Genomic DNA, 23,937 nt, shown 5'->3' with positions numbered 1-23,937 from the left:
AAGAAGCAGCACGCCGGCGTCGGATGGCATTTTTACTTATCACGCGCTCGACACTCTGGGCACGGTACGATACGGGCGAGACGGCGAGGATGAAAATCCCTATCCAACCCGAGGATCCCGAGCCGGGCCGCGATTAGCGGCCCACCACTTTGAGAACCGGACCGATTGCGCCGGCGGCGCCTGCACGCAGCATGGCCTCGAACTGCGCCGCGGGAAGCGGCTTGCTGCGCAGGTAGCCCTGGTACTGGTCGCATCCGAGTTCACGTAGGTAGTCCAGCTGCTCGTCGGTTTCAACGCCTTCGGCGATGACCTGCAGGCGCAGGCTGTGGGCCAGCGCGATGACCGAACGCACGATCGCGGCATCGTCGGCGTCGGAACTGATGTCGCGCACAAAGGAACGGTCGATCTTGAGCGTATCGAGCCGGAACTGCTTCAGGTAGCTCAGGCTCGAATAGCCGGTCCCGAAATCGTCCACCGAAATATGGATCCCTTGCGCATGCAGGCGGTCGAGGATCTGCGCGGCCTCGGCGGGGTTGTGCATCACCACGCTTTCGGTCACCTCCAGCTCCAGGCAGGACGCTTCCATGCCGGTTTCAGCGAGCACGCCGGCCACGAACTCCGGCAGGTCTTTCTGGCGAAACTGGCAGGCCGACAAGTTGACGGCCATCCGCAGGTGCGCCATGCCGGCCAGTTGCCAGGCGCGGTTCTGGCGGCAAGCCTCGCGCAGTACCCAGGCGCCGAGCGGAATGATCAGGCCGATTTCCTCGGTCACGCCGATGAAATCGTTGGGCGGCACCAGGCCGCGCTGCGGGCAGCGCCAGCGCAGCAGCGCTTCCATCGCCACCACGTCGCCGCTGGCGACATCGACCTTGGGCTGGTAGTGCAGCTCGAATTCCTGGTTTTCCAGCGCCTGGCGCAGCGCGTGCTCCAGCGCCAGCCGGGCACCGGCCGCGGCATTCATCTCGGGCGCGAAAAACTGGTGGTTGGCGCGCCCGACCTTCTTGGCGTGGTACATGGCGCTGTCGGCGTTGCTCATCAATTCGCGCAGGCTGGTGCCGTCGTCGGGATACATGCTGATACCGACGCTGGCCGACACGCTCTGGATCTGCCCGTCCACGTCGAGCGGCATGGCGATGGTGTCGAGCATTTTCTGCGCGACGCCGGCCACTGCGGTCGGCGAGCCGGCCTCGCTCAGCAGCACCACGAATTCATCGCCGCCAAGGCGTGCCACCGTATCGTTGACGCGCAGGCATTGGGTCAGCCGCGCCGCCACCGCCTGCAGCAGCTTGTCGCCGTAATGATGACCGAGCGAATCGTTGATGGTCTTGAAGCGGTCGAGATCGAGGAACATCAGCGCGAAGCGCTTGCCCGAGCGTTCGGCGCCATGGATGGCCTGGCGAATGCGGTCTTCCAGCAGGCTGCGGTTGGGTAGCCGGGTCAGGCCGTCGTGCAGTGCCAGATGATGCAGCTGCCGGTTGGCATGGCGCAGGGAGTTGACCAGGGTCGCCGTGCGCGCCGCCAGCCGCGAATCGACCACCGACAGCAGCAAGGCGATCGTCATGAGCGACAACGCGGCCACGGCGACGAGCACCGCCAGCCAGTTGCCGTTGACCCCGCCCATGGACGTGCAGACGCTGCCGGCATCGAAGCGTGCCGCCTCCATGCCGGTGTAATGCATGAGGACGATGGCAAGCCCCATGATCACTGCCGCACCCACTTTCTTGATGTGGGCGAGCAAGCTATTGCCAGCGCGAAGGGTGAACGCCAGCCACAGCGCCACGGTGGCGGCCACGATGGCAATGAGCACCGACGCAGCCACCCCCACGAGGTCGTAAGCGATGGCCGGGGACACGTACATGGCATGCATGCCGATATAGTGCATGCCGCAAATACCCAGGCCCATCAGCACGCCACCGATCAGGTAATGCACCCTGCTGACGGTGGCACGGGTGACGACGCACAGGGCAAATGCGGAAACGCCGATCGCCACCAGAAGGGACTGGAGCGTGACGCCAATGTCGTAGTTCATGCGGATCGGCAGAGTGAAGGCCAGCATGCCGATGAAGTGCATGGACCAGATGCCGCAGCCCATGGCCAGCGCGCCGCCGGCGAGCCAGAGCACGCTGGCGCGGCCGCGCGTTTCAGCCACGCGGCCGGTCAGGGTAATCGCCGTGTAGGACGCCATCATGGCGACGAAAACGGAGAGCAGAACCAAGCCCGAGTGATAGGTACCGTTGAAATTCTGCAAGGGATATCCTCTGGAAGTAGGGAGTGCCAGAGAGGATTGGCGGCATCTTTCCTATAAACCTGAGCCAGGTTTCCCGGATAAAGCCTGGATATTGATGAGTATCAATAAAATTGACGGGCAAATTTCTCATGCCAGACGTTTCTACGCTAAGGCCAAGCGCGCGGCCATGGTTTCAGCGGGACCAGCAAATGCCGGATAATCCGGCGCCTGGCCTGGTAGCTCAGTCGGTAGGGCAGAAGGTTGAACATCCTTGTGCCGGTGCTTCGATTCCGCCCCGGGCCACCGGGAACATGCCTCGCCCCGACGCCCACGCATGCCAGTGGGGGTTGTTATCTCACGAACAGAAAACCCTTTCTGCGCGCCCTGTCCACACGCATTCGCAACCTCGTCCTAGCTATACCGACAGCGCGCCGCATACTCTTTCCGCTGTACAATAATCATTTGCAGCTCCCTATCAACAGGCCACGCCATGACGTTTGTATTTCAGCAGCCCGGCACGACAAAATTACTGGAAGCGATCGATGCAGCGGCGGCCAGGGCAAGCGCTGGCGGCGGCGTTTTCGCGTTTGCGTCACGAGGCGGGATTGAGGCATTCTTCGCCCAGCCTAATATCGCGCGCATGCTAAACCGGCGCCAGCAATTCCAGCTTATTGTCGGCGTTGACGCAATTACCAATGCTGAAGCGTTGCTGTTCCTCGGCGAAAAAGTAGCGCAGTATGATGGCATATTGTCGGCAAAGGTCTTTTTCCACGAACATCCCCGCAGTACGTTTCATCCTAAATTTTCGTGGTTCCGGCAAGGCGGGAATGTGCGTTTGGTGACAGGCTCGGGCAACCTGACAATGCGTGGCCTGGGGCAGTCGGCGATCGCATCAGGCGCTCAGCCCGGAAATTGGGAAGCGTTCAGCATTCAGTCCATGCACGGCGATGAGGCGACTGCCGCGATGGCCGGCATCGACGAGTGGCTTACTGGCCAGCTAGCCGCCGGAACCCTTTGTGCGCTCGATGACGCGCGCGTCCGCGAACGCGCAATGGCAAACGGAAGGATGAGATTTGCCGCCGTGACGCCGCGTGCGCGCGCGCCTGCGCACCCGGCCGGCGCCGCGGCCGACATCGAGGTAGCTCCGGTTGATGGCATCAGATTCAGTACACCCGAGATCCTGGTGCGGGAGATTCCCCGCAACAGGACCGGGCAGGCCGACCTTGGAAGAAAAGCGCTGACCGACTTCTTCGGCTACGAGGGATCTGAGAAAAAAGTATTTGTCCAATATGTATCGTTGGACAACCTCCCAAAACCAGTAGAGCCAATTTTACTTTTCGTTAACCAAAGCAAAAATTACCGGCTGGAGCTTCGTGAAATCGCCGGGTTGAATTATGACCTCGGCGACGACGACAGCAGGATGCTTGTTATCGCGACCAAACTCGATCTGCGGTCGTTTCGCTACACCATTGTTCCGGTAACCGCCCCCGAATATACCGCTGTAGCGCAACTCCTGGGCGCGGTTCCGCCAATGCGCGGACGCAGCCGGCCGATGCGCGAGGCGTTTGTCTCCTCAACCGACTTGCAAAGCGTCTGGCCCGGCGTGCCGGACAATCTTTTACCGTTGGAGACGTCGACGCCGGAACCCTAGTCGACGCACCGGGCGCTCAACAAAAACATTTCAGCAAAATCTCCGCGTGCTCGCGCTTGGCGAGATTGAGGTTGTTATGATTGAGTTTGTTGTGCGACATCCCTTCAACCACGCTTATTTCCACCCGTTTGTAGTGCGCATTGGCCAGATCAATGACCTGCGCCATGGAGACGACGCGCGGGTGGGTGCCGTCGCCCGCCTCATGCGGCGAGTAGGAAAGTACCAGCGGCAAATCGTGCGCCCGGGCGGCGCCGAAGAGCAAATCGAAGGCGCGCGGCGCTTCGGACCTGATGCAGAAGGGGGACTGGTGGCGCTCTTCGCGGTATATTCCCCGGCTGAACGTCGTTTCCCCCTTCTTTTTGACGCGCGATATCTGCGGATTATCACGAAGGCACATCGTTTCCAGCACGTGGTAAAAGCGGCTGTAATGATCGCGCGTATAGGGCGGATCCGCATACACCACCGAGAAATCCTTGCCGTGCGCAGTCAACGCGTCGAGATAATCGTCGCGCAGCATGGTCGCAGCTCCGGCGGCAGGGGTCAGATCCGCGTACTTCTGCAGCCACGACTTATAACTGGCGGACATATCGATTGATCTGTCACGCTGAACGGTTTTGACCAGACCCGCTTTAATGTCGCCCGACTTCGATCGTGGCTGAATCGGTTGGGCAAATTGCTTTCCCACCGTGTTCACCAAGGTACTGGCCGTACTGATTGCCACGGCAGTCAACGCATCCTTCACGTCGTCGCCCGAACGCGCGGCAACATTGAGTGCAGCATCCAATAGCGCAGCCTGCTGATAGGAAAAATACACGCCGCCGAAATTTCTGGCAACAGTCGTCTCCGGTGCATTCCATAATCCCTCGGCGCGCATCCGCCGGATCACTTCCGACGTAGCCTCGGTCAAGGGCGAATCCGCGTCCAGGAACCCGAATTCTTCAGTCAGAACAAGCGATGGCGCCTCGAGTAGCTCGATCAGCCCGTCAACGTCTCCCTGCACGGCGCGAATCAAACTCTTGTGCTCGTGCTCCATGAGCGGAGCAAGACACCAGAGAAGGCGCGTCGTAAACTGCCCCTCGGCAACGTCAGTGGAGAGCCTGCGCGTGTCCGCCGCGGACAAGCGCGGCGGCCGCAGAACGGCGGAACAAATGACGCGCGAATACTCCTGCACATCGACCGTGGTGACGTCGCGGCTTGCCCCCATGGCGCTGGCGACAACGCCCGTACCGGCGAAGAGATCGACCATCCGCCCGCCGCTCGGATCAACCTCGTCGATAGCGGCCCGGATTGCGGATGTGAGACTTACCTTGCAACCGAGGTAGTAAATAGGACGAAATGCGTTCAGCTGCCCATTTGCCTGAACCTTAGATGCGGTAGAAATCAAAACCACCACCGCCTTTCCAGTCCATCAACCCGGAAATTCCGCCCGATTCGCCCGCAATAACCTGCTGCAACCGGTGAGTACAATGCGTCTTAATATGCTCTCCGATCTCGATTCCCAAATACGATCTGTTCATCTTGTGCGCGACTGCCGCGGTGGTTCCCGATCCGAGATAGGGATCGAGAATCAGGTCGCCCGGGTCGGTACTGATTTGCAGGATGCGCTGAATCAAATGCTCCGGCTTGGGCGTATCGAACAGCGAAATTTCTTTAAACAACGCCAGCAAATGTTTCTTTGCCTGACTCGTCGTCCCCACATCGTCAGCTCGCCACAGCGTTTCAGGCGTGAGGCCGGCGGTACGATTTGCAATGAACTGTTTCAGACGCGGAACCGCATTGCCATCCCGGCCGAACCACACATTGTTTTTGGCGATCTCCTCGATCATCCGCTGTTCGGAAAATCCCCAGCAGCGTCCCTTTGGCGGCGAGTGCAATTTCCCGTTGGGCGCCTTCAGCGAATAATACTGCTGCGGCGTCGCGTGCCCCTCCTGGACATTCGCCGACACCGACTGCCACGGACCACGCGGATCTTCATCCAGGTTTTTGTAACGGCTCTTGACCTCGTCCGTCAAGGGCAGTGAGTTCCGCGACTTGGACCAGGTAGCAATGTTCTTGGCGTATACCAGCAGATATTCATGGTTTCGCGACAAAACTTTCCGGTTTTCTCTCGTCGTTCTGCGTTCCCAAATGATCGTGCCGACGAAATTTCCCCTGCCAAACACGGCATCGGCAGCAACCTTGAGGTAGTGCAGCTCGGAGTCGTCGATCGATATCCAGACGCTTCCGTCCGTGCGTAAAAGCAGTTTGATTTTCTCAAGCCTGGCCGACACCGATTGCAACCATTCCTCATGGCCCATGCTGTCAAAATAGTGCTGATAACTTTCGCCGTTGTTATACGGCGGGTCGAGGTAAACGCACCGCACTTGCCCGGCATGCGTTTTGGCCAACATGTTGAGCACGGCCAGGTTGTCGCCATGAATCAGGGCATTACCGGTATCCGCCTGGCCCGAAGACCACTTGGCGACGCGCTGCATAGATTTGTTGAGTACGCTGCTCGAAGATTTCATGTCCGAAATTGCTTCCTTGCCAGCGGCGTCCCCATGCCCGTCGAGGGGGGCGCTGCCTAGGTCATCCATGACTATCTCCCTGAGTGAACAAATCCAACCCTTCCTGTTTATCGCCGCCAAACTTGCCTATGCCGGCACCACGCGGCTTCTTCGGTGCGATATCAATATTGGACAATACGCTGCGAAAATCCGTCTGCCCGTCGGCCATTGCCCCCAGCAGAGACGCAATGACCGCCAGATGCGACGGCACGTCCCCCTGTTTGTAGTTCGAGAGGGAGATGCGGTTCATCTTCACTAAATCAGCGAACGCGTGCACGGTCAGCCCGGCTTTACCGATATGTCGGCGAAATTCATCGTAAGTCATGGCCGCGATCATATACTAATGAAAATAATTCATACAATAATTAATATTGATCATTAATCTATGAATGTTCGACATTAACCAGTGCAATCGGGATGGCATTATACCTGATTGTGCTGATAATTAAGATTGGCGAGTGGGCATCGCCGGCGCTTGAGCGCACGCTCGATCGCGTTAACGCTGTGCGTTTATACAGTATATTTCATCTCGGCGCCTCTCACCCACATGTCCTTGGTGCGGCGCGGGAGAAAGGGCTTGATGCGGCGCGTCAGGAAGGCGTTGGCCGCACATGAAAACGCCACCCGAAGGTGGCGCTTTCATGTGCGGCGGCCGGGCCTCGTCGCGCCCGGTCCGACTTCCAGCCCTGAGGCCGTCCCCTCAGTTGAAGATGAAATACAGAACCACCAGCACGACGGTCGGAATGCCCAGCATCCATCCAATGACATATTTACCCATGATCTCGCTCCTGTTGATGTTGTGTGATGTTGATGCATTCAGAATGCCCTGAAAAACCAGCCTCGTCCGTACGGTACGTCACGCAAGGCGGCATCGGCACCCGCGCGCCGCCGTGCCCGGATGATGAGCCCCTGCGCCGAAGCGTTCATTTCCGCGCCGCGCAGCCGGTCACCCTGGCTACAATAGCGCCATTGAAAATCCACAGAATCACACCATCCCGATGAAAATTCTTGAGTACAGCAATTTTTGCCCGCCCCGCAACAAAGCCCACTACGACAAGGTCCGGCAGGCCATCGAGCGCGACGACTTCCGTGCGGTCGATGTCAAGAAATTGACCAATCTGACCCACGCCAAGATCTATCGCGCCAAGCTCGACCACGCCGACCGCCTGCTGTTCTCCACCATCCGCTACCGCGGCGAAGTCTATGCGCTGCTGCTGGAAGTGATCGAACAGCACGACTACGACAAATCGCGCTTCATGCGCGGAGCCCGGATCGACGAAAACAGCATTGCCGCGGCCGACGCCGGCGAGGCCATCACGCAGGCGGCACCGGTTCCCTACCTGCATCCGCAACGGCGCCAGGTGCACTGGCTCGACAAGGTGATGTCGTTCGACGATGCGCAGCAGGCGGTCTACGTGCAGAACGCGCCCCTGATCATCGTCGGCAGCGCCGGCAGCGGCAAGACCGCGCTCACGCTCGAGAAAATGAAGCAGGCCCAGGGCGACGTCCTGTACGTGACCCACTCGGCCTATCTGGCGCAGTCCGCGCGCGATCTGTATTACGCCGACGGTTTCGAGCAGGCCGGCCAGGAAGCCACCTTCCTGTCCTACCGCGAGTTTCTCGAATCGGTCCGGGTCCCGCACGGCCGCGAGGCCACCTGGCGCGATTTCTCCGCCTGGTTCGCGCGCATGCGCCAGCAATTCAAGGGCATCGACGCCCACCAGGCATTCGAGGAAATCCGTGGCGTGCTCGCCGCCGACGCCGCCGGCGTGCTCACGCGCGAGCAATACCGCGCGCTCGGCACGCGCCAGTCGATCTTCGGCGCGGCCGAACGCGATACCCTGTACGATTTGTTCGAGCGCTACTGCGCATGGCTACAACAGGCCCGGCTGTTCGACCTGAACCTGGTGGCGCATGACTGGCGGCCCGAGGTGCAGCCGCGCTACGACTTCGTGGTGGTCGACGAGGTGCAGGACCTGACCGTGGCGCAACTGGCGCTGGTGCTCCAGGCGCTCAGGAAGCCGGGCCAGTTCCTGCTGTGCGGCGACTCGAACCAGATCGTGCACCCGAACTTTTTCTCCTGGAGCAAAGTCAAATCCCTCTTCTGGCGCGATCCCGAACTGGCCGAGCGGCAGCAGTTGCAGGTGTTGCGCGCCAATTTCAGGAACGGCACGCAAGTGACGCGGGTGGCCAACACGCTCCTGAAAATCAAGCACCGGCGCTTCGGCTCGATCGATCGCGAGAGCAATTTCCTGGTCGATGCTGTCAACCAGGAAGCGGGCACGGTCAGCCTGCTGGCCGACAGCGACAGCGCGCGGCGCGACCTGAACGCGCAAACGCGCCGTTCCACCCGCTTTGCGGTGCTGGTGCTGCGCGACGAGGACAAGGAGGAAGCGAAAAAGCACTTCGACACGCCGCTGATCTTTTCGGTCCACGAGGCCAAGGGCCTCGAGTACGACAGCATTGTGCTGTTCCGCTTCATCTCCGACAACCGGGCCCGCTTCGGCGAGATCGCCGAGGGCATCAGCGCGGCCGACATCGCCAGTGACGATCTGCAGTACAGCCGTGCCAGGGACAAGTCCGACAAGTCGCTCGAAATCTACAAGTTCTACATCAATGCCCTGTATGTGGCCCTGACCCGGTCGATCCGCCATGTGTACCTGGTCGAATCGGACGCCGCGCATCCGCTGGTGCGCCTGCTCGATATCGCGCAGGCGGGCGCGGCGCCCAAACACGATGCGCCCGCGTCCAGCCTGGAAGACTGGCAAAAAGAAGCGCGCAAGCTTACCCTGCAGGGCAAGCAGGAGCAAGCCGACGCGATCGAGCGCCTGATCCTCAAGAGCGCCCCGGTGCCCTGGCCGGTGTTCGACGAGGCCAGGTTGCGCGAGAGCCTGTCCAAGGTATTCCGCGAGCATGCCCCCGGCAGCAAGCACAAGGGCCAGCTGTACGAGTATGCAGCCTGCTTCGACGAACCGGTCCTGGCCGACGTGCTGGCAGGCTGTGCCGGCTACGCGCAGGCGTACAATTTTCGCAAGCTCGGTGCAACACTCGGGCGGCGCCACTTCATGCCCTATTTCGCGCGCAACATCAAGGATGTGCTGCGGCTGTGCGACAAGCATGGCGTCGAGCATCGCACGCCGATGAACCAGACGCCCCTGATGGCGGCGGCGGCGGCCGGCAACGTCCCCCTCATCGAGGCATTGCTGGCGCGCGGCGCCGACACCTCCGCCACCGACCACCTGGGCCGCAACGCGCTGCACTGGGCCATGGCCACCGCCCTGCGCGACAGTGCCTACGCGGCCGGTCCCTTCGGCGCCGTGGTCCAGTTGGTGGCACCGCCCTGCATCGACGTCATTGCCGGTGATCGCCTGGTGCGCATCGACCGCCGTCAATCCGAGTATGTGCTGTTTCAAACCATGTGGGTACTGTTCAAGTCCTGCTTTGGCCGGGCCGACGCCAGCGACCGCGGCAGCTTCGATGCCGGCATGCTGCTGGCCGCCTACGAAAAGTGGCCACCCACGGTCGTGGCGCCGGAACGGGGCAAGCGCGCCTTTATCTCGGGCGTACTGGCGCGTAACGAGGTCAGCCGCGACTACGCGTATAACCGGCGCCTGTTCAAACGCTTGTCGACCGGGCGCTACCAGTTCAATCCGGCACTGGCGCTGCGCCAGCCGGGCCAGGAAGGCGATGGCTGGCATGCCGCGTTTGCCCTGCTCAACCTGCCCCTGATCAAGGAGCTGGCCGATCCCGGCTACGCCGATTACATCGACTCCCTGCTCAAGCTTGCCGGAATGCCCCTCGCGGGTGAACCGCTGTGGCAAGCGGCCATCATGCGGCACGCCGGTCACGCGTCCTGATGTGCGTGCCGGGCGGTCCCTTACCCGGGCCGGCCGGACTGGAGCGCTCCACTCGTGTCATGCCAGTGCTGGCAACGTAGACGCCCTGTACTGGCGCGTCAATCAGGGCGCAGCAGACTTCAAACAGGTTTGCTCCGGACGATCAGCGGCGGCCCTGGCCGCTGCGTTGGCGTCGGTGGAGGCCGCATCGACGACATTCACGACACACGCCGTGTCCTTGCCGATGTGCGCCACCACAAGGACCTGACGCCGCTTCGGGCGTTCCGGGTCGCTTTGATCCATCACGTTCAGGCGCACGATCAGCGCGACCGGAACCGTTTTTCCACCGACATTGGCAACCCGCCATTCGGCCTTTTTCCCGAGCGAGGAAAACCCGTGGGTGACGACCTCCCAGTAATTGAGCGCGAAGACCCGTGCATCCGGGGTCACGATGTCAATCGAACTTCGCTCATCGTCGTCATGAATATGCAGGCGGTACTTGCCCACGCCAGGGCATCTCAATGTATAAGCGCCGGTAACTTTATCAGCAACCGTTTTCTTGCAGGACTTGCCCGCGATGTCGGTGTACATGCTGGTCAGATTCGTGTGCGCGCAAGCCCCGGCACTCAACCCGGTTGCCAGCGCGGCGATGAGCCCCATCAAGCGAATGTTCATGAAGTTCCTTTCGTTGAAGACTCAAATAGTAGGAGTCTACCTTCTCGTCACCCTTGATCCCGGACAGCCCCGGTGGCAGCACAATCGCTTGCCACGATCTGTCCGGCGCCAGCTTGCCTAGTTGTAAGCAAACAGCGCGAGTTGTAAGCGCGTGTAAAGGCGGTCAACTCATCGGTTTCGGGCGGCGTTTTCAGCTCAGTGACACGGCAACTGTGCACCGAACCTCAACCCAGAAAAAGGACTGACCATGAAAAAAGTAATCGCTACCCTGACCGTCGGATTGTTCGCCAGCGCCGCATTCGCGCACTCCCCGACACCGGCTCCGGCACCAGCAGCACCGGTAGCGAAGGCTGAAGTAAAGGTTGAAACCAAAGCCGAAGTCAAAGCACCAGCCCAGGACATCAAGACCGCCGCGGAAGCCGCCAAGCCGGCCCCGCAGGCAAGCAAGTAAGCAAGACGCTTCACACAAATAAAATAAACCGTTTATACCAATCCAAGGAACCGCATCATGAAAAAAACTATCGCTACCCTGATCACCGGCCTGTTCGCTACCGCTGCTTTCGCTCAAACCCCTGCTCCTGCCGCCGCACCTGCGCCAGCGGCGAAGACCGAAGCGCACGTCGTCAAAACCGAATCGAAGGAAACCACGGTCGTGAAAACCGATGCCAAGGATGCGCACGTGGTCAAGACGGAAACCAAGGAAACCACGGTCACTCCCGGTGCCAAGGAAGAAGTCACCACCACCAAGACCGAAGTGAAAACCCACAAGAAGTCCGCCAAGGCCCGCGCCAAGGCAGCGAAAGAAACCAAGGCAGCGGAAAAAACCGCCAGCGCGCCAGCGCCGGCGCCGGTTGTCACGGCAGCTGCGACCCCGGCCGCGACCCCAGCCGCCAAGTAATCTCCCACCGGTCCCCGCTGCGGCGGGGATGGTCTTGACCGCCTTTGCGGCAAGCAAAACGCCAACCCATGCAGGTTGGCGTTTTCGTTTCCGGAGCAAATTTGGGACTAACCGCATCCGCGCATCCATGTCGATTTGGCGTGAATTGACTGTATTTTGTCATTTACGCCAAAACCACCTGCTCGTAAGATGGCCTGATACCCGGTGGCGTTGACGTCCCCGCGACTTTACGTATGGCCTGACAGGAGTTTCAATCATGACTGGATTCACGCGCCTCGTGCTTATCGCACTTGCCTCCCTTGCCTTTACGGGTCCCACGTCGGCCCAGGAGGGCGCGCCCGTCGTGGCGCCGGCCGCGGCCAGCATCGAGCCCACCGAAAAAATCAGCACCTACGCGCCGCGCTTCGGGCGCACCCGCCCAGTCATCGCGGTTATTGGCGAAAATAGCGGCACGGTGATGTCCGACTTCGTGCTCCCCTACGGCGTGCTGGCCCGATCCGGCCTGGCCGATGTCGTCAGCGTGGCCACGCAGCCAGGTCTGCTGCAACTGCCCCCACTGCAAATCCAGCCGGACAATACCGTCGCCGAATTCGACCAGCGCTATCCCGACGGCGCCGATTACGTCGTCGTCCCGGCCTTGAAAAAGAACGATGACCCGACCCTGCTGGCCTGGGTCGGCGCCCAGGCGGCCAAAGGCGCGACGATGGTCAGCATTTGCAACGGCTCGATCGTGCTGGCCAAGGCCGGCCTCACGCGCGGCCACCGCGCGACCGGCCACTGGAGCACCCACCAGTCGCGCGTGGCGGCCTATCCGGATACGGTCTGGGTGAAGAACACGCGCTATGTCGCCGATGGAAAAATCGTATCGAGTGCCGGCATCAGCGCGGCGATACCGACTGCCCTGGCACTGGTCGAAGCCATTGGCGGCACCGAACGCGCGCAGGTCCTGGCCACGCAGCTCGGCGTCGGCGACTGGGGCAGCGTGCACAATAGCGACGCGTTTCGCATCACCTTCGGCGACCGCGTGACGGCCGTCACCTCGTATTTTCTGCGCCCAAGCCAGGATATCGGCATTCCCGTCGCCCCCGGCGTGGACGAAATGGCGCTCTCGCTCGCCGCCGACGCCTACACCGCCACCCTGCGCACGCGCGTCCACGCGCTCGCGCAGTCCGGCGCGCCGGTCAGGACGCGCAACGGCTTGATGCTGATTCCCGACATGGTCGCAGGCCAGGGCAAGCCGCTCGACTGGGTGCTGCCCGAGTTCGACGCCACGCCTTCAGCCCGGGTACTCGACAAAGCGCTCGACGACATCACCACCCGCTACGGCACGGCGGCCGCCCGTTTCGTCGTGCTGGAAGCGGAGTATCCGTGGCAGGGGCGATAATGCGCTTTCGGTATTGGCTTACATAAGGAACACGCATGCCTGCTTCGACCACGCGCCGCATTGTCTTTCTCGCGTACGAGGACATGAACCTGCTCGACCTGGCCGGTCCGCTGCAGGCCTTCGCCACAGCCAACCGGCTGGGCCAGGTCGAGGGTGCGCCGCTGCTGTATGAAACCGTCATTGCCTCCGTCAGCGGCGGCAGCGTCATGTCCAGCGCCGGCCTGGCGGTCGACACGCGCGCCGTGGCCACGCTTGACGGAGCAGATATCGATACGCTGATCGTCGCGGGCGGCTGCAAGGGCGAGGAATTTACCGTGTGTCCGGAACTGGTGGCCTGGATCGGCCGGCACGCGGCCAGCGCGCGGCGACTGTGCTCGGTGTGCACCGGGGCGTTCGTGCTGGCCGCCGCCGGCCAGTTGAACGCTCGCCGCGTGGCCACGCACTGGGCCTGGGTCGATCGCCTCCGGCAGCGCCACCCGGAAGTGCGGGTCGATGCCGATGCCCTGTTCATCCAGGATGGCGCCCTCTGGACCTCGGCCGGGGTCACCGCCGGCATCGACATGAGCCTGGCGCTGATCGAAGCGGACCATGGCCACCAGATCGCCATCCAGACCGCGCGCCAGCTGGTGATGTTCATCAAGCGCGCCGGCGGACAATCCCAGTTCAGCGTTCCCCTGGCCACGCAGGCGCGCGATGACGGCAATTTCGCCAGCCTGCATTCATGGATCGCCAGCCACATCGACGAAGACCTCGGCGTGGCGCGCCTTGCGACGATGGCGAACATGTCGCTGCGCACCTTCGTGCGCGTCTACACCGCCACGGTGGGCCGCACGCCGGCCAAGACCGTCGAGGCGATGCGCATGGAAGCGGCCTGCCGGGCGCTGGAATCGAGCACCCTGCCCCTGAAAGCCATTTGCACGAAGATTGGCTACGCCGAAGAACAAACGCTGCGCCGGGTTTTTCTCCGCAATTTCGGCGTCAATCCGCTGCAGTACCGCGCCCGTTTTTCGGAACGCCCGGGACCTGCGCGCGCGACCTGACTGGCGGACCTGCGTTACCACATCAGGTCATCGGGAATCTGGAACGCTGCGTACGGATCGTCCGCATCGACTTCGGTACTGTTTTTATTCACGCGCACCACGATCGAGGCATCGCGCTCGGCGATTTTATCGGCAATCACGCGCGGCACCAGCTCGGTGGAATCGCCCTGGCGAATGATCACCAGGCGCCCGGCCACCAGGTGCGCCTGGACCGCGGCCGACACGTAGAAACGCTCGATCTTGTTATTGTGCGTGAAGTTGTAGGCGATGTCGCCATTGCCCTTGCTCTGGCGATTTTTCTGCACCATCTGGGTGATCTGCGCGCCGATCGCCTTTTCGTTCGCGGCCGCGTCGCGCTGGGCATTGAGTTCGCGCGCCCGCTCGGCGTTCTTGCGCTGCGTTTCGAGGGCGGCCAGGCGTGCTTCGTCGACGGTCTCGGTGCCGGTGCGGCGCTCGACCTTCTTCTGCTTGCTCTTGTCCTGATTGGCCTGTTTGACCTTGTTTTTGTCGACCAGGCCGGCTTTCAAAAACTGCTCTTGCAACGAGGCCATATGCACTACTCCGTAAATGAGGTTCGCCAGCCCGGGCACACGCGCCGGCCGGTGGAAAAACGATAGCATAGCAAAAATGTCGCCCCTACTGCCCGGGAATTGGCTGAATCGACCGGTCCGGCGGCCGCTGTTAGAATCGCCGCCATGACGACCCTCGCTCCACACACTGCCCCGCCACACCGGTCCACCCGCACCCGGCTGCGATGGCTGGCCGCCAGCCTGCTCCTGGCCGCACTGCCGGCGGGCGCCCAGCAGCGCACCTCGCTCATCGAGCTGATCAACGCCTACCGCGCCGCGCCGCACACCTGCCAGGGCCGCGCCATGGGGCCGGTCGCACCGCTGGCGCCGCATGCGGCACTGTCCAGGGTCCAGGCTCCTCCCGGCACCTTGCTGGACCAGGCGATTGCGCGCGCCGGCTATGCGGTGGCGCACGCCGATGCAATTTTCGTGGAAGGGGTATCCGATCCCGTGCGCGTCATGGCCAGCCTCGAACGCAGCTATTGCAGGACACTGCTGAGCACGCAATTTTCCGACGTGGGCGCAAGACGCACCGGCGACAGCTGGATGATCGTGTTTGCCCAGCCGGCCCCGCCCTCGGCCGCCTCGCGCCTGCCGCCGCCGCGCGACGCCGGGCAGCGCATCCTGGAAGCGGTCAACCGCGCCCGCGCCAGCGCCCGCGACTGCGGCGCGCAAGCGTTCGAAGCCGCCCCGCCCCTGGCCTGGAACGAGGAGCTGGCAAGCACGGCGCTGGGCCACAGCAGCGACATGGCCAAACAGCGCTATTTCAGCCACGCCGGCAAGGATGGCCGCATGGTGGGCGAGCGCGCGCTCGACACCGGCTATCGCTGGCGCCGCATCGGCGAAAACATCGCGGTCGGGCAGGACTCGGCCGACGAGGTGGTCGCTGGCTGGCTCGACAGCCCGGGCCACTGCGCCAATGTGATGGATGCGCAATTTGCCGACATGGGCGCGGGCTACGCCATCAACCAGGCGGGCGAGAGCGCACGCGTCTACTGGACCCAGGTGCTGGCGGCGCCGGGCGACACGGTCCCGTAAGCACGGCCCGGTCCGCCTGACGCCAGGTAGCGTATATTGCATGGTTGCTCATACATACATCAACTGGCGCCTGGCCGGCCGCAATGACGGCTGGCCGAATGTGGCCGCCTACAAGGATAACGCCGGCTACGCCTACGCCAATTATTCGGCGGCCGAAGGCGGCTGCGAAGGCGTCAAGGACCCGGCCCGGAACGGCACCAGCGTGCCGCCCGGCGTGCCGGTGCAGCGCGAATCGGCATGGACCGATCCGGACTTCGTCGAACCGCTCAAGACCTTCTACACGGTCGACAGCAGCTTCAGTTTCAAGGACCCGGTGTGCGCCGAAAACAGCCTGTATTACATCTGCTGGCCCACGGTGGCGCCTTCCTCGGTCACGTATTACAAGGGTGGCGGCAAGGCTGGCGTTCCCGGATGGGAGCATTCGCTGCTGATCGGCAGCCTGAAACGCGGCATCGTCTACCGCGTGCGGCTCGATCCGAACGGTCACCTGCCGCTCGGCGACGCCGAGCCGCTGTTTCGCTCCGTGAACCGCTCTCGCGATATAGTGGTCAGCGCCGATGGCGCCACCATCTACGTGGCGACCGATATCGAAGGCTCGCTCGGCACCAGCGACAGCGGCGCGCCCACCAAAAATCTGGAAATCCGGGCGCGATCCTGGCGTTCAAATTCAGCGGCGCCAAATAGGCCGCCGCTGCTCCCCCACCGGCCGCTGTCACCAGCGCGCCGGCCGGCCCTGGTCGCCGAAGCGATAGTCGCATACGCCTTGCGGAAAAATCCGCTCCAGCCATTCCTTGTCGCGCGTGCTGAAGCGGGCGGCCTGCGGATAGGTGCCGTCCGCGAGCGCCGCCGCCACCGGTTTCAGCTTGCACTTGAAGATATCGCCCTTGACCGACTCGCCGGCCACCATGCGCGAACTTGCATGCACCGCAAAGGCTGCGCTGCAGGCGCCTTTCGGCTGTTGATTCAACACGCCGTCCCAGACCGCTGCGCCGGCCGCGATCGCGGCGCCGCCGGCGTCAAAACAGCTGTCGGTAAATTGCGCGGGCGCGGTCCGCGTGCTCAGGTAGCTGTCCAGCACCCCCAGCGCATCGATGACGTGCGCCGGCTGGTCCGCTGCGGCCGTCGTCAGCCAGATCACCTGGTTCTTCGCCGCCGCGCGATTGGCGTCGAGCAGGCGCGCGCGCACCGAAAAGGCCTGGCGCATGTTGTGCATGTTGAGCACCGGCTCCAGGTACGGCCGCACATCGATCATCGGAATGTCCAGCCGCTGCCCGGTGAACACGTGGCCGGACGTATAGGCCGCGCGCACGGCCGACAGGTCTGCCGCGCGCCGTGGCGCGGGCTGGCCGGCCGGGTCGCGGCAGGTGGCGCTGCGCTGCATGTTGCGCGCGTCGAACGGGTCGGCGGCCGCATCCCACATGACGAACTGCGACGCCTCTTTCCAGCTGCCGACGCAGGCATTGATGCGCAAGAATTCATCCGTGCCGATCTGCCCCGCCGCCAGCGCGCCAAGTCCGTACTGCACGCCGACGTTGTCGATCGGGGATGGCGCAAAGCCGGCGCTGTCGGTGCCGTAGATATTGGCCAGGTCGTTCCAGTGCGTCCATTTGACCTTGGCGAAGACGTCCGCCGGATAGCCGTAATTCTGCGCCACCAGGTCATAGCGCGGGTCTTTGTAGACGGGATTGACCACGGTCGGCACCGCGCCCTGCCAGCCGTTGATGCACTCGGTCGATCCCGGCTTGTCGGTCAGGGGATTGACCACCGTATCGCTGGCATTGCTGCCCTCGATCAGGGCGCGCCGGGTCCACGTCTTCCACGGCGAGGCGGGATCGAGCGCCACCTCGTCGCTGAAGTACTGCTCCAGCAGCGGGCAGTCGGCCACGGGAATCGTTTGCGTGACCATGTCCGGATACGATTGCACCGGAATGCCGGCATCCAGCAATCCGGGCCGGTTTTGCGCGAACAGATACTGCTGCACCGCCCCGCCCGAGCCGCCGATGCCGATCGTGAAGGCCGGCTGGCCGACCGCCTTGATGAAGCGTTCCTTGGTCATCGTGGCCGTTTCTTCCGCCAGGCGCATGTTGTAATGCACGCCCGCTTCGTTGCCGGACGAATTGACCACCGCATACCCCTGCGCCAGCACCCGGGAAATGATCTGGCGCTCGATGCCGCGCATGCCGCTGCTGAACCAGATCGCGGTGCCCTGCTGATGGCCGATGCCGACGCCGCCGCGCAGCCAGTACACCAGCTTGCGGTTCCAGGCCGTGGTATCGAAGCGCGGCGTCGCATCCGCCGCTCCGGGAAACGGCGCCAGCATGGCGATGGTGTACGCAAAGCGGTTGATGGTGCCGGCTTCGACCCGCACCACGAACGGCACGCTGGCGCCATGGAGGGTGATGGTTTTCAGGTCGGCCGGCGGCGTGGCGTAGCCCTGGACGGCGTCGAACGGCTTGAACCCCTCGCCGGTGTGGTAAAAGTAGTGAATCTGCGTTTTGATGGCGCAGTACCGGCTGTGCCCGAGCAGGCGCCCGCCCGGCGTGGCGCCGTCCGACGTCTCGAACACCGGATGGCCGATGCCGTCCTGGTTATCCACCAGCGGCTGGCCCAGGCCCGACTCCTGGGTGCGGCACACAAAAGGCTGCTGCTGCGGACCGCTGAACATGGGACCGGTCACCGGGTGGTTGGTCAGCGCCAGCGCGGCCGACACCTCCCTGCCGCCATGATCGGTATAACTCACTTCCAGCGTATTGCGGCCGTCGGCCAGGCCCGACACCACGCCTTCCATGCGCGCGCCGGCGGCGGCCATCGGCGGATCGATGCGCTGGCCATTGAGCCGGAATCTCATCTGGCCGGGCATGTCGGCGGCCGCGCTGACGGCAATGCGGGCATCGCCGCCGGACACTTCATCCGGCTTGCTCGACAACACGGTGAGCGAGATCTTCCGGTCCGGCAGATGCACCGTGCCGCCGCATCCGGCCAGTACGATTGCCGCGAGCGCGCAAGCGGCTGTTGGGTTCCAAGCTGTCATGGCGATTGCCTCCGAGTGATTGAACGGGACCGACCAGTCTTCAATCTTGCTCTGCGATGCCTGAACAGCCTTGACCATAGTCAACTTCCTGAAGCATCAACCGACGCGTTCGGAACGCTGAGCCAACACCATTGAAATTAGATGACGGATGGGCCCGTGTCAACAACTCTCGCGCGGCACGAGCGGGCCCGCCGTGATGGTCACAAGTTGGCTGGCCGGCCCTGGTCGGGTAGGCGTTAGTCGCATACGCCTTGCGGGAAGATCCGCTGCAGCCATGCCTTTTCCTCGGCGGTAAACACCACATGGGGCGGATACGTGCCATCCCTGAACGCCGCCGCCAGCGGCTTGGTCGTGCACTTGAAGATCAAGCCCTTGATCGATTCCCCGGCCTCCATGCGCGGGCTTGAGTAAACCGGAAACGCCCGGGTGCACGCGCCTGGCGGCTTGCGGTTCAATATCCCGTCCCAGACGTGCGGACCGGCGGCGATGACGGCGCCGCTGTCGTCGATACAGCGGTCGGTAAACTCCGCCGGCGCCACGCCGGTACCCAGGTAGCGCTCCGGCACCGCCAGGGCGTCGCCCACCAGGGTGGTCATCGGCACTTGCGGCGCGTTGAACCAGATCACCTGGTTGCGCGCCGCCGCCGGATTGGCGTCCAGCAGGCGCGCCCGGATCGAGAACGACTGGTGCGCATTGTGCATGTCGAGCACCGGTTCAAGGTAAGGGCGCAGGTCGATCGCCGGAAAGGCCAGGCGGCGCCCGGTAAACACGTGTCCCGAGATATAGGCGGCGCGCATGGCCTGTATATCTCCTTCGTGCCGCGGCGCCGGCGTGCCGTGCGGATCGCGGCAGGTCGCGCTGCGCCGCATGTTGCGCGCATCGAAAGGATCGCTGGCGCGGTCCCACGAAACGAATTCCGGTTGATTTTTCCATCCGCCCACGCATGCGTTGACGCGCAAGAATTCGTCCTTGCCGATCTGGCCACGCGCCAGCGCGCCCAGGCCATATTGCACGCCGACGTTATCGACCGTGGTCGGCGCGAAACTGCGTTCGTCGGTGCCGTAGATATTGGCCAGGTCGTTCCAGTGCGTCCATTTGACATCGGCAAAGACTTCGGCCGGGTAGCCGTAGCGCCGGGCCGCTTCGTCGTATTCGGGATCCTTGTAGGCGGGATTGATCACGGTCGGCACGATCTCCTGCCAGCCGGTGATGCATTCGGTCGATCCGGGCGTCTTCGTGATGGGATTGATAACGGTATCGCTCGCGTTCATGCCTTCGACCAGGGAGCGCCGGCTTCACACGGTCCATGGCGAGGCGGGATTGAGAGCCACCTCGCCGGCGAAATACTACTCCAGCAGGGGGCAATCGGAAATCGGAATCGACTGGGTGATCATGTCCGGATAGGACTGGATCGGAATGCCGGCGTCCAGCAATCCGGGCCGGTTTTGCGCCGGCAGGTACTGCTGCAGCGCGCCGCCGGAAGCGCCGATCCCGATCGTATGGCGCGGCACGCCGTACGCCTCGATGAAATGCTCCTTCGTCATCATGGCCGTTTCTTCGGACAGGCGCATATTGAGCTGGACCCCGCTTTCGTTGCCGGACGTGGTAATGACGGCATACCCACGGCCCAGCAGCATGGGCATCAGCTGGCGCTCGGCGCTCCACAGGCCATCGTTGAACCACATGGCGGTGCCCTGCTGATGCCCGATGCCGGCGCCGCCGCGCATCCAGTACACCAGCCTGCGGTTCCACAGCAAGCCGTCCGGCGCCTGCACCGCGCCTGGCGCCTGCGCAAAGGGCGCCAGCATCGCGATGGTGTACAGGAAGCGGTTGATGCTGCCGCCTTCGACCCGCACCACGAACGGCACGCTGGCGCCATCGACCGTGATGGTTTTGAGGTCCGGCGGCGGCGTGGCGTAAGCGCTGGCCGGATCGAATGGCTTGAACGCGTCGCCGGTATAGTAAAAGTACTGAACCTGCGGCTTGATGCCGCAGTACCTGCTGTAGCCGAGCAAGCGCTTGCTGCCCGCTTCGAATACCGGATGGCCGATGCCTTCCTGGTTGTCGACCAGCGGCTGGCCGAGGCCGGACTCCTCGGAACGGGCAAACGAAGGGCATCTGCTGCGGGCCGCTGAACATCGGCCCGGTCAGGGGATGGTTGGTCAGCACCAGCGTATCCGACATGGCCCTGCCGCGCGCATCGACATACGTCACTTCCAGCAGGTTGTCACCGTCGGCCAAACCGGTGATGATGCCTTCGGCGCGGTTTCCCGAGCCCGCCATGGGCGGCTCGATGCGGCGGCCATTGAGCCGGAATACCAGCTTGCCCTGCAGTGCCACCGGAGCGCTGACCTCGATGCGGGCATCGCCGCCGGACACCCAGGCCGGCTCGCTGGAGAGCACCCGCAGCGCAATACCCGGCTCCTGGATGGGAATGGCGCTGCCGCATCCGGCTATCGCGACGGCGGCAAGCGCGCCCACGCTCCAAGGTTTACTATGATTCATTGCAATAGTCCTCCGCTCGATTGTCCAACACCCAAGCGTTGTCAATCTTGCTCTGCCATTCGCCCCCGGCATTGAGGACAGTCAGTCCGCGCGGCCGCCACCCTCCCCCTTGCGCACGCTAAAAACAACACCCTTGGCCCACCTCGCGCGCGCCGCATTTTTACGCATCCCGCATGGCGCGCCAGTCGCCCGTAGAGGAAACGGGAAAGCGTCTGCGCGCGTGGCCGGACCGGCGCCGGCGCGGGCCTGGCGCGCTGTCCTGGACGCTGCGGATTTTGTTTGCATGAGGCATTACTCATAGTAGACTGGATCATCAACGCAAGCCGGGGAAAACCGAAGCATGCCTGCCCAATGCCGCAATGCCATTGACCCATCGACGCGCCCGGCCCACCCCGGCGGCGGTGCCCTTGTCCTGTCCAAGCTGTTCCGTTTGCCTCCCCGTTCACCACGCCGCGACTGACCTTCAAAGGAAGCACTATGTCCGATCTCTCCGCATTTTTTCAGAACGTCAAACTCCCGGTGATCTCCGAAGTGGCCCACTCCCTCATCAAGACGCTCGATGATGAAGATGCCTCGGCCAAGTTGATCAGTTCCATCATCGCGCGCGATCCGGCGCTCACCGCCAAGCTGATGCGCCTGGCCAACAGCGCCCGCTTCGGCGTCTCGCGCGGCGTCAATTCGCTCGACGACGCCATCGCCATGACCGGCATGTCGCACGTGCGCACCCTGGCGCTGGCGGCCTGCTTCGCAGAAACTTTTCCCGACCTGCCGGGCCTCGACAGCGATGAATTCTGGAAAAGCAGCATGGCTTGCGCCGGCTATGCCAAGTGGCTCTCGTCGAGCCTGGGCAGCGACGGCCAGGATGCCTGGCTGGCCGGGATGATGGTGCGCCTGGGCGAATTGCTGATTTACCAGGCCGAACCGACCGCCTTTGCGGAAATCGAACAGCAGCCGCACCTGCCGGGCGGGCGCTGGGAGCGCGAACAGCGTCTGCTGGGTTTTTGCGAAGGCGAAATCACGGCCGAGCTGGGCCGGCGCTGGAACTTCCCGGAGACGATCGTGCGCGCGCTGGAATGCTCGTCGGACCCGATGGCGGCCCATCCGTTCAGCAAGCTCGGCGGCATTATTCATCTGGCCAGCCTGCTGGCCGATACCCCGAGCGACGACCCGGAAATCCTCGATTCGCTGCCGCAGGACATCGTCACAGCCTTGCAACTGAACCACGAGTGGATGAAAGCCAAGTTCCCTTCACACAGTTCGTTCTCGGCAGCGCCGTAGGCGTTCAGCTCGCCGGACTGGTCACGGCCGCGCCGCGGCTGTGACGGACCTTTTCAATGGCTTGCTGAATCTCGCGCTCCGCAACGCGGCTGAAGAACGTTTTTTCTATTTTTCCAGTCAGCGTGCTGCGTGTCCAGACATCGATGCGATACAACGATCCCCAGACCGCGATCTGCACTTTCTGCGACGACTCGCCTTTGTGAACGAGAAACCACGCAGTCTGGATCAGACCGGTTTGAGGGTCTTCCACTAGCCGCAGGTCACCGGGGCCGAGCGGCACGTCGCGCATGCGGTAGGTCTGCAGTCCCTCGCGCACGTCGCGAAACAATTGCGCATCAGGACGTTTGTTTCCGTACCACTCCGGGACGAGGACGCCATCGGGTTCGGCATCGACGTCGAATTCACGGCCGATGAAAACACCGGCCGCCAACATCGTCAACCCGACAACGGCGAATGCGCCGAACCGCATAAAACCTGACCGCATCCCTTCTCCTTTGCCCGCGCATGTGCTGCACTGGTCCCGCTGACCATGAGCACCTTACTCCGCCTGCCATTTTACGCTGCCGCAAAACATCATCACGGCCCCTGCAATTGAACCGCGAGTCGATGAAAGCCAAGTTCCCTTCTCACAGTTCTTTCTCGGCAGCGCCGTAGGCGGCGCTCGGAACCATTGCGCGCCCCGACACTCCAACATCCTTTATCGTGGGTTGAAAGGAGATGTCATGGAGGCGACCTGGATCGTGGTGGCCAATGCCGGACGGGCGCGCTTTTTTGCCGGGTCCGGCGACATTGGCGACAATGGCGAGCTGGAAGAAATCAACGATATGGTCAATACGGCGGTGCGCCTGCGCACCACGGAGACCGAAACGGACAGAATCGGCCCGACTTCCGCGACCAAGAGCATCCATAACACCGGCGGCGCCGCGCCCAACAAAAGCTACAAGCCGCCGCAAACGCCGACCGAGCACGAGACCGAACTGTTCGCCCGCAGCATTAACAGCTTCCTGCTGCAGGGCTTGCACGAAAACCGCTTCGGCCAGCTGGTGCTGGTTGCCTCGCCGCAGTTCCTGGGCGTGCTGCGCAAGCCGCTCGACCCGCAACTGACGCCGCTGCTCAAGTTCGACATCAACAAGGACTATACCCATTTGAACCCGCGGCAACTGCGCGAGCAATTGCAGACGCGCGAGCAGGCGCCGTAGCGCCCACGGGGGCAGGCACTGTATGCGCCGGCTAATCACCGCTTACTCCCCACTTACCTG

Annotated in this window: 17 protein-coding genes and 3 pseudogenes; 10 read left to right on the top strand and 10 right to left on the bottom strand. The window is 62.9% G+C overall.

Going from position 1 to position 23,937, the window contains the following annotated elements; genetic code table 11:
• Positions 1–133: 133 nt before the first annotated feature.
• Complete coding sequence (locus tag CR152_RS05975) at positions 134–2,248, bottom strand: putative bifunctional diguanylate cyclase/phosphodiesterase (protein WP_229413294.1); 2,115 nt, start codon at positions 2,246–2,248, stop codon at positions 134–136.
• Positions 2,249–2,717: 469 nt separating this feature from the next.
• On the opposite strand from CR152_RS05975, the gene CR152_RS05970 reads away from it, so the two are divergent.
• The gene (locus tag CR152_RS05970) at positions 2,718–3,878 is read left to right on the top strand and encodes a phospholipase D family protein (protein WP_099874100.1); all 1,161 of its coding nucleotides are present in this window, start codon (positions 2,718–2,720) and stop codon (positions 3,876–3,878) included.
• 16 nt (positions 3,879–3,894) lie between these two features.
• Here the strand turns inward: CR152_RS05970 and CR152_RS05965 are convergent, their stop codons facing one another.
• Genes CR152_RS05965 through CR152_RS05955 form a run of 3 tightly spaced genes read right to left on the bottom strand, consistent with a single transcriptional unit; the run spans position 3,895 to position 6,749 of the window.
• Positions 3,895–5,271 (bottom strand): DNA adenine methylase, encoded by a 1,377-nt coding sequence (locus CR152_RS05965; RefSeq protein WP_099874099.1) that lies wholly within the window; start codon positions 5,269–5,271, stop codon positions 3,895–3,897.
• Positions 5,243–6,454, bottom strand: a complete 1,212-nt coding sequence (locus CR152_RS05960) for a site-specific DNA-methyltransferase (RefSeq protein ID WP_157778342.1) — start codon at positions 6,452–6,454, stop codon at positions 5,243–5,245. The genes CR152_RS05965 and CR152_RS05960 overlap by 29 nt, the downstream gene beginning before the upstream one ends.
• A complete protein-coding gene (locus tag CR152_RS05955) occupies positions 6,447–6,749 on the bottom strand; it encodes an XRE family transcriptional regulator (protein ID WP_208640081.1) in 303 nt (100 codons plus the stop codon). Before CR152_RS05955 ends, CR152_RS05960 begins: the two co-directional genes overlap by 8 nt.
• A gap of 673 nt (positions 6,750–7,422) precedes the next feature.
• On the opposite strand from CR152_RS05955, the gene CR152_RS05950 reads away from it, so the two are divergent.
• Positions 7,423–10,281 carry a UvrD-helicase domain-containing protein gene (locus CR152_RS05950; RefSeq protein ID WP_099874097.1) on the top strand — a complete coding sequence of 953 codons (2,859 nt, stop codon included), beginning with the start codon at positions 7,423–7,425 and terminating at the stop codon, positions 10,279–10,281.
• A gap of 102 nt (positions 10,282–10,383) precedes the next feature.
• Here CR152_RS05950 and CR152_RS05945 read toward each other — a convergent pair whose 3' ends face one another.
• On the bottom strand, positions 10,384–10,935 hold the full coding sequence (locus CR152_RS05945; RefSeq protein WP_099874096.1) for a hypothetical protein: 552 nt from the start codon (positions 10,933–10,935) through the stop codon (positions 10,384–10,386).
• A gap of 247 nt (positions 10,936–11,182) precedes the next feature.
• On the opposite strand from CR152_RS05945, the gene CR152_RS05940 reads away from it, so the two are divergent.
• The 4 genes from CR152_RS05940 to CR152_RS05925 all read left to right on the top strand — a co-directional run bounded on the left by CR152_RS05940 (position 11,183) and on the right by CR152_RS05925 (position 14,257).
• Complete coding sequence (locus CR152_RS05940) at positions 11,183–11,386, top strand: hypothetical protein (RefSeq protein WP_208640080.1); 204 nt, start codon at positions 11,183–11,185, stop codon at positions 11,384–11,386.
• A 57-nt stretch (positions 11,387–11,443) separates the two neighbouring features.
• Complete coding sequence (locus CR152_RS05935) at positions 11,444–11,833, top strand: hypothetical protein (protein WP_099874095.1); 390 nt, start codon at positions 11,444–11,446, stop codon at positions 11,831–11,833.
• A gap of 256 nt (positions 11,834–12,089) precedes the next feature.
• Positions 12,090–13,217 (top strand): DJ-1/PfpI family protein, encoded by a 1,128-nt coding sequence (locus CR152_RS05930; protein WP_099874094.1) that lies wholly within the window; start codon positions 12,090–12,092, stop codon positions 13,215–13,217.
• Between the two features lie 35 nt (positions 13,218–13,252).
• Positions 13,253–14,257 carry a GlxA family transcriptional regulator gene (locus tag CR152_RS05925; protein ID WP_099874093.1) on the top strand — a complete coding sequence of 335 codons (1,005 nt, stop codon included), beginning with the start codon at positions 13,253–13,255 and terminating at the stop codon, positions 14,255–14,257.
• A gap of 14 nt (positions 14,258–14,271) precedes the next feature.
• On the opposite strand, the gene CR152_RS05920 is transcribed toward CR152_RS05925, so the two are convergent.
• Positions 14,272–14,808: a DUF2058 domain-containing protein gene (locus CR152_RS05920; protein WP_099874092.1), complete on the bottom strand. Its 537-nt coding sequence runs from the start codon at positions 14,806–14,808 to the stop codon at positions 14,272–14,274.
• Between the two features lie 144 nt (positions 14,809–14,952).
• Here CR152_RS05920 and CR152_RS05915 point away from each other — a divergent pair, with 144 nt between their 5' ends.
• Both CR152_RS05915 and CR152_RS34955 read left to right on the top strand, forming a co-directional pair.
• Positions 14,953–15,864 carry a CAP domain-containing protein gene (locus tag CR152_RS05915; protein WP_099874091.1) on the top strand — a complete coding sequence of 304 codons (912 nt, stop codon included), beginning with the start codon at positions 14,953–14,955 and terminating at the stop codon, positions 15,862–15,864.
• Positions 15,755–16,396, top strand: a pseudogene (locus CR152_RS34955) (hypothetical protein); the annotation flags it as partial. The gene CR152_RS05915 and the pseudogene CR152_RS34955, both read left to right, overlap by 110 nt.
• Positions 16,397–16,576: 180 nt before the next feature.
• On the opposite strand, the gene CR152_RS05905 reads toward CR152_RS34955, so the two are convergent.
• The 3 genes and pseudogenes from CR152_RS05905 to CR152_RS34950 all read right to left on the bottom strand — a co-directional run.
• A complete protein-coding gene (locus CR152_RS05905; RefSeq protein WP_157778341.1) occupies positions 16,577–18,895 on the bottom strand; it encodes a DUF6351 family protein in 2,319 nt (772 codons plus the stop codon).
• 236 nt (positions 18,896–19,131) lie between these two features.
• A pseudogene (locus CR152_RS34030) lies at positions 19,132–20,910 on the bottom strand (DUF6351 family protein).
• A gap of 97 nt (positions 20,911–21,007) precedes the next feature.
• Positions 21,008–21,400, bottom strand: a pseudogene (locus CR152_RS34950) (DUF6351 family protein); the annotation flags it as partial.
• Between the two features lie 477 nt (positions 21,401–21,877).
• On the opposite strand from CR152_RS34950, the gene CR152_RS05890 reads away from it, so the two are divergent.
• On the top strand, positions 21,878–22,678 hold the full coding sequence (locus tag CR152_RS05890) for an HDOD domain-containing protein (protein WP_099874087.1): 801 nt from the start codon (positions 21,878–21,880) through the stop codon (positions 22,676–22,678).
• Between the two features lie 4 nt (positions 22,679–22,682).
• Here CR152_RS05890 and CR152_RS05885 read toward each other — a convergent pair whose 3' ends face one another.
• A complete protein-coding gene (locus CR152_RS05885; protein WP_099874086.1) occupies positions 22,683–23,162 on the bottom strand; it encodes a hypothetical protein in 480 nt (159 codons plus the stop codon).
• Positions 23,163–23,400: 238 nt separating this feature from the next.
• Between CR152_RS05885 and CR152_RS05880 the strand changes: the two genes are divergently transcribed.
• The gene (locus CR152_RS05880; protein ID WP_099874085.1) at positions 23,401–23,877 is read left to right on the top strand and encodes a host attachment protein; all 477 of its coding nucleotides are present in this window, start codon (positions 23,401–23,403) and stop codon (positions 23,875–23,877) included.
• Positions 23,878–23,937 lie beyond the last annotated feature (60 nt).

Origin of the sequence: Massilia violaceinigra, assembly GCF_002752675.1 — a bacterium.
Taxonomy (GTDB): Bacteria; Pseudomonadota; Gammaproteobacteria; order Burkholderiales; family Burkholderiaceae_D; genus Telluria_A; species Telluria_A violaceinigra.
This window is presented reverse-complemented; position numbering and strand designations above follow the sequence as displayed.

Coding starts and splice junctions, on each gene's coding strand:
- CR152_RS05945 (WP_099874096.1), bottom strand. CDS start 10,935: ATGAACATTCGCTTGATGGGGCTCATCGCCGCGCTGGCAACCGGGTTG.
- CR152_RS05960 (WP_157778342.1), bottom strand. CDS start 6,454: ATGGATGACCTAGGCAGCGCCCCCCTCGACGGGCATGGGGACGCCGCT.
- CR152_RS05885 (WP_099874086.1), bottom strand. CDS start 23,162: ATGCGGTCAGGTTTTATGCGGTTCGGCGCATTCGCCGTTGTCGGGTTG.
- CR152_RS05915 (WP_099874091.1), top strand. CDS start 14,953: ATGACGACCCTCGCTCCACACACTGCCCCGCCACACCGGTCCACCCGC.
- CR152_RS05940 (WP_208640080.1), top strand. CDS start 11,183: ATGAAAAAAGTAATCGCTACCCTGACCGTCGGATTGTTCGCCAGCGCC.
- CR152_RS05970 (WP_099874100.1), top strand. CDS start 2,718: ATGACGTTTGTATTTCAGCAGCCCGGCACGACAAAATTACTGGAAGCG.
- CR152_RS05950 (WP_099874097.1), top strand. CDS start 7,423: ATGAAAATTCTTGAGTACAGCAATTTTTGCCCGCCCCGCAACAAAGCC.
- CR152_RS05890 (WP_099874087.1), top strand. CDS start 21,878: ATGTCCGATCTCTCCGCATTTTTTCAGAACGTCAAACTCCCGGTGATC.
- CR152_RS05955 (WP_208640081.1), bottom strand. CDS start 6,749: ATGACTTACGATGAATTTCGCCGACATATCGGTAAAGCCGGGCTGACC.
- CR152_RS05930 (WP_099874094.1), top strand. CDS start 12,090: ATGACTGGATTCACGCGCCTCGTGCTTATCGCACTTGCCTCCCTTGCC.
- CR152_RS05880 (WP_099874085.1), top strand. CDS start 23,401: ATGGAGGCGACCTGGATCGTGGTGGCCAATGCCGGACGGGCGCGCTTT.
- CR152_RS05905 (WP_157778341.1), bottom strand. CDS start 18,895: ATGACAGCTTGGAACCCAACAGCCGCTTGCGCGCTCGCGGCAATCGTA.
- CR152_RS05920 (WP_099874092.1), bottom strand. CDS start 14,808: ATGGCCTCGTTGCAAGAGCAGTTTTTGAAAGCCGGCCTGGTCGACAAA.
- CR152_RS05935 (WP_099874095.1), top strand. CDS start 11,444: ATGAAAAAAACTATCGCTACCCTGATCACCGGCCTGTTCGCTACCGCT.
- CR152_RS05925 (WP_099874093.1), top strand. CDS start 13,253: ATGCCTGCTTCGACCACGCGCCGCATTGTCTTTCTCGCGTACGAGGAC.